Annotated in this window: 7 protein-coding genes and 1 pseudogene; 6 read left to right on the top strand and 2 right to left on the bottom strand. The window is 45.8% G+C overall.

Features of this window, described 5'->3' with window-relative positions:
• The 6 genes and pseudogenes from ACUVJL_RS10835 to ACUVJL_RS10810 all read left to right on the top strand — a co-directional run.
• Positions 1-247: pseudogene (locus ACUVJL_RS10835) on the top strand (hypothetical protein); the annotation flags it as partial.
• Between the two features lie 371 nt (positions 248-618).
• Entirely contained in the window at positions 619-1,572 is a 954-nt protein-coding gene (locus ACUVJL_RS10830; RefSeq protein WP_445245844.1) for a PhoH family protein, read from the top strand.
• A 136-nt stretch (positions 1,573-1,708) separates the two neighbouring features.
• Entirely contained in the window at positions 1,709-2,113 is a 405-nt protein-coding gene (locus ACUVJL_RS10825; protein ID WP_333126186.1) for a ChuX/HutX family heme-like substrate-binding protein, read from the top strand.
• A 255-nt stretch (positions 2,114-2,368) separates the two neighbouring features.
• Positions 2,369-3,148, top strand: a complete 780-nt coding sequence (locus tag ACUVJL_RS10820; protein WP_445245843.1) for a DUF6816 family protein — start codon at positions 2,369-2,371, stop codon at positions 3,146-3,148.
• A 24-nt stretch (positions 3,149-3,172) separates the two neighbouring features.
• Entirely contained in the window at positions 3,173-3,499 is a 327-nt protein-coding gene (locus ACUVJL_RS10815; RefSeq protein WP_445245842.1) for a hypothetical protein, read from the top strand.
• Between the two features lie 2 nt (positions 3,500-3,501).
• Positions 3,502-4,272: a hypothetical protein gene (locus ACUVJL_RS10810; RefSeq protein WP_445245841.1), complete on the top strand. Its 771-nt coding sequence runs from the start codon at positions 3,502-3,504 to the stop codon at positions 4,270-4,272.
• 121 nt (positions 4,273-4,393) lie between these two features.
• Here the strand turns inward: ACUVJL_RS10810 and fabF are convergent, their stop codons facing one another.
• Complete coding sequence (fabF, locus tag ACUVJL_RS10805; protein WP_445245840.1) at positions 4,394-5,647, bottom strand: beta-ketoacyl-ACP synthase II; 1,254 nt, start codon at positions 5,645-5,647, stop codon at positions 4,394-4,396.
• Positions 5,648-5,744: 97 nt separating this feature from the next.
• Complete coding sequence (gene acpP, locus ACUVJL_RS10800) at positions 5,745-5,999, bottom strand: acyl carrier protein (protein ID WP_333054563.1); 255 nt, start codon at positions 5,997-5,999, stop codon at positions 5,745-5,747.
• Positions 6,000-6,965: the final 966 nt, after the last annotated feature.

The raw sequence follows: 6,965 nt of genomic DNA, 5'->3' as shown, positions 1-6,965 counted from the left end.
TCTAAACGTTGGTTTTTTAGTAGGGCGTGGTTGTTCTATGTGTTTTCTGCTCGATCTGGGCCTCGGCGACGGTGGTGGCTTCGGGGGGGGGAAGCCGCCGCGGGGCGCGCGCGAGCCGCGAGGCGACTTCCGACCCCGGATGCCACCTCCGTCGCCGAGTCCCTTAGCTAGCAGAACTCCGAGAGAACAACCTCGCCGTACTAACACACCTACGTTTAGAACGAGCAGAAATACTCCCGGTTATTAACTGCCGATCCCAAAAACAATTTTAGATTTTAGATTGCCTGTTGTAGACTTTGTATTACAAGCCCCGCTTGATTTGAGATTGCCGATTTTGCGATCGGACACAAATGTAAAATTTTAAATCTCAAATGTCAGCGGGATGAGGTACATCTAAAATCTAAAATCTAAAATCTAAAATCTAAAGTTGCCTGACTTGATTGAAAGGAGATTTGATTTGTATCTCAAGCACCAAACTCATTTGGGAGCTAAATCTAAAAGACGCCTTAGATACTAGGTAAAACCTACTAACGGGCGTTTTTTTGTTCGCAAAAAGTGACTGATTTAACTGTTAATTGTTAACTTTTAATTGCTTATTTGGAGGGAGCTTATGTTGGCATGATTGAAAAATTAACAATAGAGTTGCCGAACACTCAAAGCGCGATGTCGCTCTCGGGCCATCAAGAAGAAAACCTGAAAATTATCTCTAAGCAAACCGGCGCTAACCTGGTAATGCGAGGGCAAGAACTACTGATTTCCGGCACAAAAAGTCAAGTAGAATTGTGTCATAAATTAGTGCGATCGCTCTCCGACTATTGGAAATCCGGCAAAAATATTACCGGAGTTGAAATCCAGACGGCGCGCCAAGCCTTGGATACCAACCGCCAAGGCGATTTACAAGACTTGCAGCGAGACGTTCTCGCTAGAACCCGCCGCGGCGAAGAAATTAGAGCCAAAACCTTCAAGCAGCGGCAATACGTCCAAGCAGTACGCACCCACGACCTGACATTTTGCATTGGCCCCGCTGGTACTGGCAAAACATTTCTAGCAGCTATTTTCGCCGTACAAGCGCTGTTGAGCAAGCAGTACGAACGGCTGATTTTAACAAGACCAGCCGTGGAAGCTGGCGAAAAATTAGGGTTTTTGCCGGGAGATTTGCAGCAAAAAGTCGATCCCTATTTGCGCCCGCTTTACGACGCCCTGCAAGAAATGATCGACCCTGAAAAAATGGCCGATTTAATGGAAAGAGGCTTGATCGAAGTAGCTCCTTTAGCTTATATGCGGGGGCGTACTCTTAGCAATGCTTTCGTAATTTTGGACGAAGCTCAAAATACAACGCCGGCTCAAATGAAAATGGTATTGACTCGTCTGGGCTTTCGATCGAGAATGGTAGTGACGGGCGATATCACTCAAACAGATTTGCCACCAAACCAACAGTCGGGATTGTCAGTTGCCCAAAACATTCTGCGCAACGTTGAGGGCATTGCTTTCTGCGAGTTTTCTCAGGCGGATGTGGTGCGACACCCGCTAGTGCAGCGGATTGTCGCTGCTTACGAACTGCACGAAAAATAGTCATTAGTCATTAGTCATTAGTCATTAGTCATTAGTTGTTGGTTGTTAGTTATTGTTGTTTTTAATTACCAATTACAAATTACCAATGCCCAATGCCCAATTCCCAATGCCCAATTCCCAATTCCCAAATTAAATTATGCCTAATCTGAAAGAATTCTTGGAAGCTTGCGAACAATTGGGAACGCTGCGTCTAATCGTGACTAGCAGCGCGGCTGTGCTGGAAGTTCGCGGTTCAATTCACAAGCTATTTTATGCCGAGTTGCCAAAGGGTAAATATGCCAATATGCACGCCGATATATTTGAGTTTCACTTGAATATGGACAAAATCAAACAGGTGAAGTTTGAAACTGGGGAGGCGAAAAGAGGCAATTTTACTACTTATGCAATCCGTTTTCTGGACGAACAAAATGAGGCTGCTTTGAGCGCGTTTTTGCAGTGGGGAAAACCGGGGGAATACGAACCGGGACAGGTGGAAAATTGGCACCAATTGCAGGAGAAATACGGGGAAGTTTGGGAACCTGCACCTGTTGAAGCGCTTTAAAACATAGGCTTTTTTACCTTGAAATTGCATATTGGGGGCGGGATATCCTGCCCAACTCCTACTCCCCATAAGAATAAAATTGATTTTTGTGTAACAGGCAGGAGGCCTGTTTCTGAGAAGGGTATAAAATATGATGTTTAACTCGTTTGTTGTCTAATTTCTGAATTAATGAACCGCAGAGGGCGCAGAGAACGCAGAGAAGAGAGAAAGAAGAGAAAGTGAGACAGAAGGTTAGTTGTTTGTATGTAATTGGGTATGAAGGTATTTTGGAGTTTTTGTTTGGTTTTGCTGGTGTTGCTGTGGGGTGGCGGTGCGAGGGCGGGGGTTTTGGGCGATCGCCTCTCCAGTTTTCCCAATTGGGAAAGCAAGCCTCCTATCGCTGTCGCTAAGGGAGATTTGGTATATCCCGACTGGATGGGCGGCAATTGGAATGTTGCGAGCACTTTGGTGGATTTAGCGGCTCCTTTAGCGCCAAATATTGTGACGCCTGGGTTTGAAAGCAACCGCCAGTATTTGCAGCAGCCAGTATTATTTAAAGTGCGATTTCAACCGGAAAAAAATATTGGTTTTATTTATAATTATACATCTAAAAAAGCTACAAAGATTGTAGCCGATCGCACTTTTAACGGTTTGAATATTGCTAAGGCTTATTTAGGCGATGGTGGGGTACTTTCGGTGAAAGTCGATCCGACCAATCCCAACCGCCAAATTACTGTTTTGAAAGGGGAACGCCAATTAATTTCGATTGTTACCAGTCGTGGAACTGAGACGCCGAATCCTCGCGAGTTTGTGTCTACAGAGATTTCTCAGCAAGTTTTTCGGGGAGAGTCTGATATTTATTTAAACGAGGTGGAAACAACCACGGCTTATCGAGTTGTTGGAGGCCGAGAAAATGGCGATTCTGCGAGTAAAAGAATTGAGGCGGATCAGGTGACAGCGATTTATTTGTCGCCGCAAGACCCGGATTATTTTGCTGCTGGAGGGCATCCTGTGGCTTTGTATCGATATCGGTTGGAGTTGTTACCTGGAGAATGAGCTAATTTATGGTGAATTATTAGTATGGCAACTCTAGCGGGGCGAATGGCATGGCAACGAATAATACAAGCTATCTCAACTAACATCAATCCACAAGCCAGCGACTTTCAAGTGTGGGCTGAGTCACAACAGGGATGGCATCCTACTCAAACACCTAATGGCCCGTTAAAATATATTGATAAAAACGGAAAAGCTAGGCTAACGCTTAAACAGGGAACTCAAAGAGCTCCGGGAAGCAATCCTCCTCATGTAGAGCTAAAAAATGCTAAAGGCAGTAGAATCGATCTACAAGGAAAGCTCGTTAACAGAAAAAGTCCAGCTAATCATACTCCTATTGATTGGGACATTTAACAATGGAACGCTTAAACTACTGGCAGTTTCCGGGATTTGAAAATATTTATCTAGAGGATAGCTATGTACTTAGCATTAATGCTAAAACATCTATACAAATCCTCTTGGAAGCTGTCCTCACTGAAAATCACTCTCTATACACTCAGCCTTTACCAGGGGAACAGTATTGTTATCGGCGGATGACCGTCAATTTTCCCCACCCTCAAACCTACGATTTAGTTCTGAACAACATCAGCCCAATTGCAGATCCAGATGGTGGCGTTGATTACGGGAACATAGACGAATTTTTTAGGGCGGATGACAAATACTATTTAAGAGGGGAATGGGGAGAACTTACTATAGTTTCCGATCCACCCATACTTTTTGATGTAGAAAACTATTTAATTGTCCGAAACGGCGAAAAGTTTATTCAAATTAATAAGGATAAAATCAGTTTTTATGAATGGAAAAGGGAAGGAGTAATCGGCTTAGTTTACGAAAACGATTTTGGAATTCCTTTAAATGTTCAAATTGAGGCAGAGCAAGATCCCGAAGGCTTTGAAGCAGCTTTGGGGTATATGAACGAACTTGAAACAGGCTATACAACTGATATTACAGGAGGAGGCGAACTGACATTTGACAAAATCAAGCAGTATTATCCCCCTAATTTGAATCAAGAAAATGTACAAGCATTTTCTGTTAAGTTTCCTAGCTCAGCGGGCCATAAATATTCGATTTCGGCAATTACTTCCGACAATAAATTAGTGCAGGCTTTTGCATCTAGCCTAGAATAATTTAAAATTTGGATCTACTGCTAATAGTCGATCGCCCAATCTAAAATCTATCTAAAAATTAAAGGGTGAAAAATTAATTTTTCACCCTTTAACTCTCGAATTTCGACTTTCAAATTGCCCGTTACCGAACAAACTTCTTGAAGGCCAGTGTCACGTTGTGGCCGCCAAATCCAAAAGAATTCGACAGCGCCACATCCACTTTTAGATCGCGGCTTGTATGAGGAACATAGTCTAAATCGCACTCAGGATCGGGATTTTCCAGATTAATTGTCGGCGGGATTTTGTCATTGGCGATCGCCATTACCGTCGCCACCGCTTCAATTCCCCCAGAACCGCCCAAAAGATGACCGGTCATTGACTTGGTAGAACTAATTGCTACTTTGTAAGCGTGGTCTCCCAAGGTCCGCTTAATCGCCTTGGTTTCCGTAGAATCGTTGGGAAGCGTGCTCGTGCCGTGAGCGTTGATATAGCTCACTTGATCCGGCGTCAAACCCGCATCCTTGAGCGCTAAAGCGATCGCCCGCGACGCACCCTCCCCCCCCGGTACCGGGGAAGTCATGTGATACGCATCGCAAGTTAAACCGTAGCCCACGATTTCTGCGTAAATCTTCGCGCCACGGGCCAGAGCGTATTCCATTTCTTCTAGAATCAGAATGCCAGCACCTTCGCCGACAACAAAACCATCACGATCGCGATCGAACGGACGAGAAGCATGAGTCGGGTCATCGTTGCGAGTCGAAAGCGCCCTCGCCGCAGCAAAACCCGCCACGCACAAAGGTGTCACCGCAGCTTCCGTACCGCCGCAAATCATGGCTTGCGCGTAACCCCCCTGAACTAGGCGAAACGCATCACCCACCGCATTCGACCCGGCAGCGCAGGCCGTCACGGTGCAAGAGTTTGGCCCCTTAGCGCCCGTATGAATCGCCGTCAGGCCCGCGGCCATATTCGCAATCATCATCGGAATCATAAACGGGCTGCATCGATCGGGGCCGCGATTCAGATAGATCTCTTGCTGGTCTTCCAAAACCTTCAGGCCGCCAATGCCAGTGCCAAGAATGACACCCACCTGTTCTGCGTTCAGGTCGTTAATCTCAAATTTCGCATCAGCAACAGCTTGTTTGCTCGCTGACACCCCAAATTGAGCAAAGCGATCCATCCGCTTTGCTTCCTTGCGCTCTAAATAGTCGTGTGGGTCGTAACCCTTCACCTCTGCGGCAAAGCGGCAGTCGTGCCGCGACGGGTCGAATAAGGTGATCGGGCCTATACCATTCTTCCCGGCAAGCAACCCATCCCAATACTCAGACAAGGTATTGCCGATCGGTGTAATCGCGCCGAGACCCGTGATAACAACGCGCTTACGCTCTAAATTTGTCATGATTTCAGTTTCAAAAAATTAAACACCCAGAACGCAGAACAAAAGAGGAGTTTCCAGTTTTCTAACTTCTCTCCTCTTAGGGGAAAAGACAGGTATTTTATGCTTTTGGAGCTGCAAGTTGGCTGCTGATGTAATCTACACAAGCTTGAACCGTAGTAATTCCTTCGGCTGCTTCGTCGGGAATTTCAATATCAAACTCTTCTTCCAAGGCCATTACCAGCTCTACTGTATCTAAGGAATCTGCTCCTAAATCGTTAGCAAAGTTGGCTTCGGGCTTGACTTCGCTCAGCTCGACTTCCAGTTGCTCTTTCACAATTTTCTGGACTCTAGTGAAAATGTCGTCTTGGCTCATAACATCGTGTCCTCATTGGTTGCTGCGTATCTAATCTTATCCGAAAGGGGGATCTTCAGGAAAAAGGCTTGCCGCTTTTCTAACTGGCCCTTTGTGTAGGGAGTGGGCAGTGCCTTTCGTCGTGTCAACTTAAGGACTGTTATGGGCAGCGCGATCGCTATTTTATTAATAGGACTTACGTACTGTAACGGTGTTGCAAGGGTTTGAGATTCTTCGCGCCACCCTTGCCAATGACATAATTAGGTTGTTAATGCGTTTAGGACTGTTTATGCTAGCTTGCCTCTGTTCACTAAACAGATAATGCTTCAACTACCGCCCCCACCGAGGACTCAGAGGCATAAAGGCTGAGTTCATCGGCTGCACGTAATCTTGGGAATGCACCAAGCACCTCCTCCAGTCCGCTGCAACAAAATGGTTATACGGCTGACTGCTCACCACAGCTCTCGATATGATGACGTAAGACTGAATTAATCAGGGCTCTCTATGTCTGGGCCTTGAGCTTGAAACCACTTAAGAACATCTGGACCAAACTGAACCAACCGATGCGCCTGAGTCGCAGGTATCTTGTTCACCATTGCTATAGAACGTATCACGATCCGGTTCACCCGCCACAGACCGCCTCTGGAACTCACCAAGCCACTTCTATACCGTCGGTGTGCATGGGCATTGTGATACCTTCGCTGATTAATGAGTTGCGATTACAGCGGCCAAGCGAAGCGCGATAATCTCATCTCTTTCTAATTTCAAAGCATCCTCTGCAACTTGAAAAGCAATATCACCTTCCGGTTCTGTGCTTAATCTTTCAGCAGCTTCTATCAGCTTCGTTTGAATAGACCTCTTGCGAAAGTGCGCTCGTTCTAGGTAAAATAAAAGAAATAATTAGCTCCCATAAGATGAATTACGAACAAGTACAAAAGTTAAACCCCGCCGACTTTAAACGGTACTGTGGACTACATCAAGAGACAT

The organism is Microcoleus sp. OTE_8_concoct_300 (assembly GCF_031383065.1).
Classification (GTDB): Bacteria; Cyanobacteriota; Cyanobacteriia; order Cyanobacteriales; family Microcoleaceae; genus Microcoleus.
Note: the sequence above shows the minus strand (reverse complement) of the source record. Positions and strands in the feature narration are given on the sequence as shown.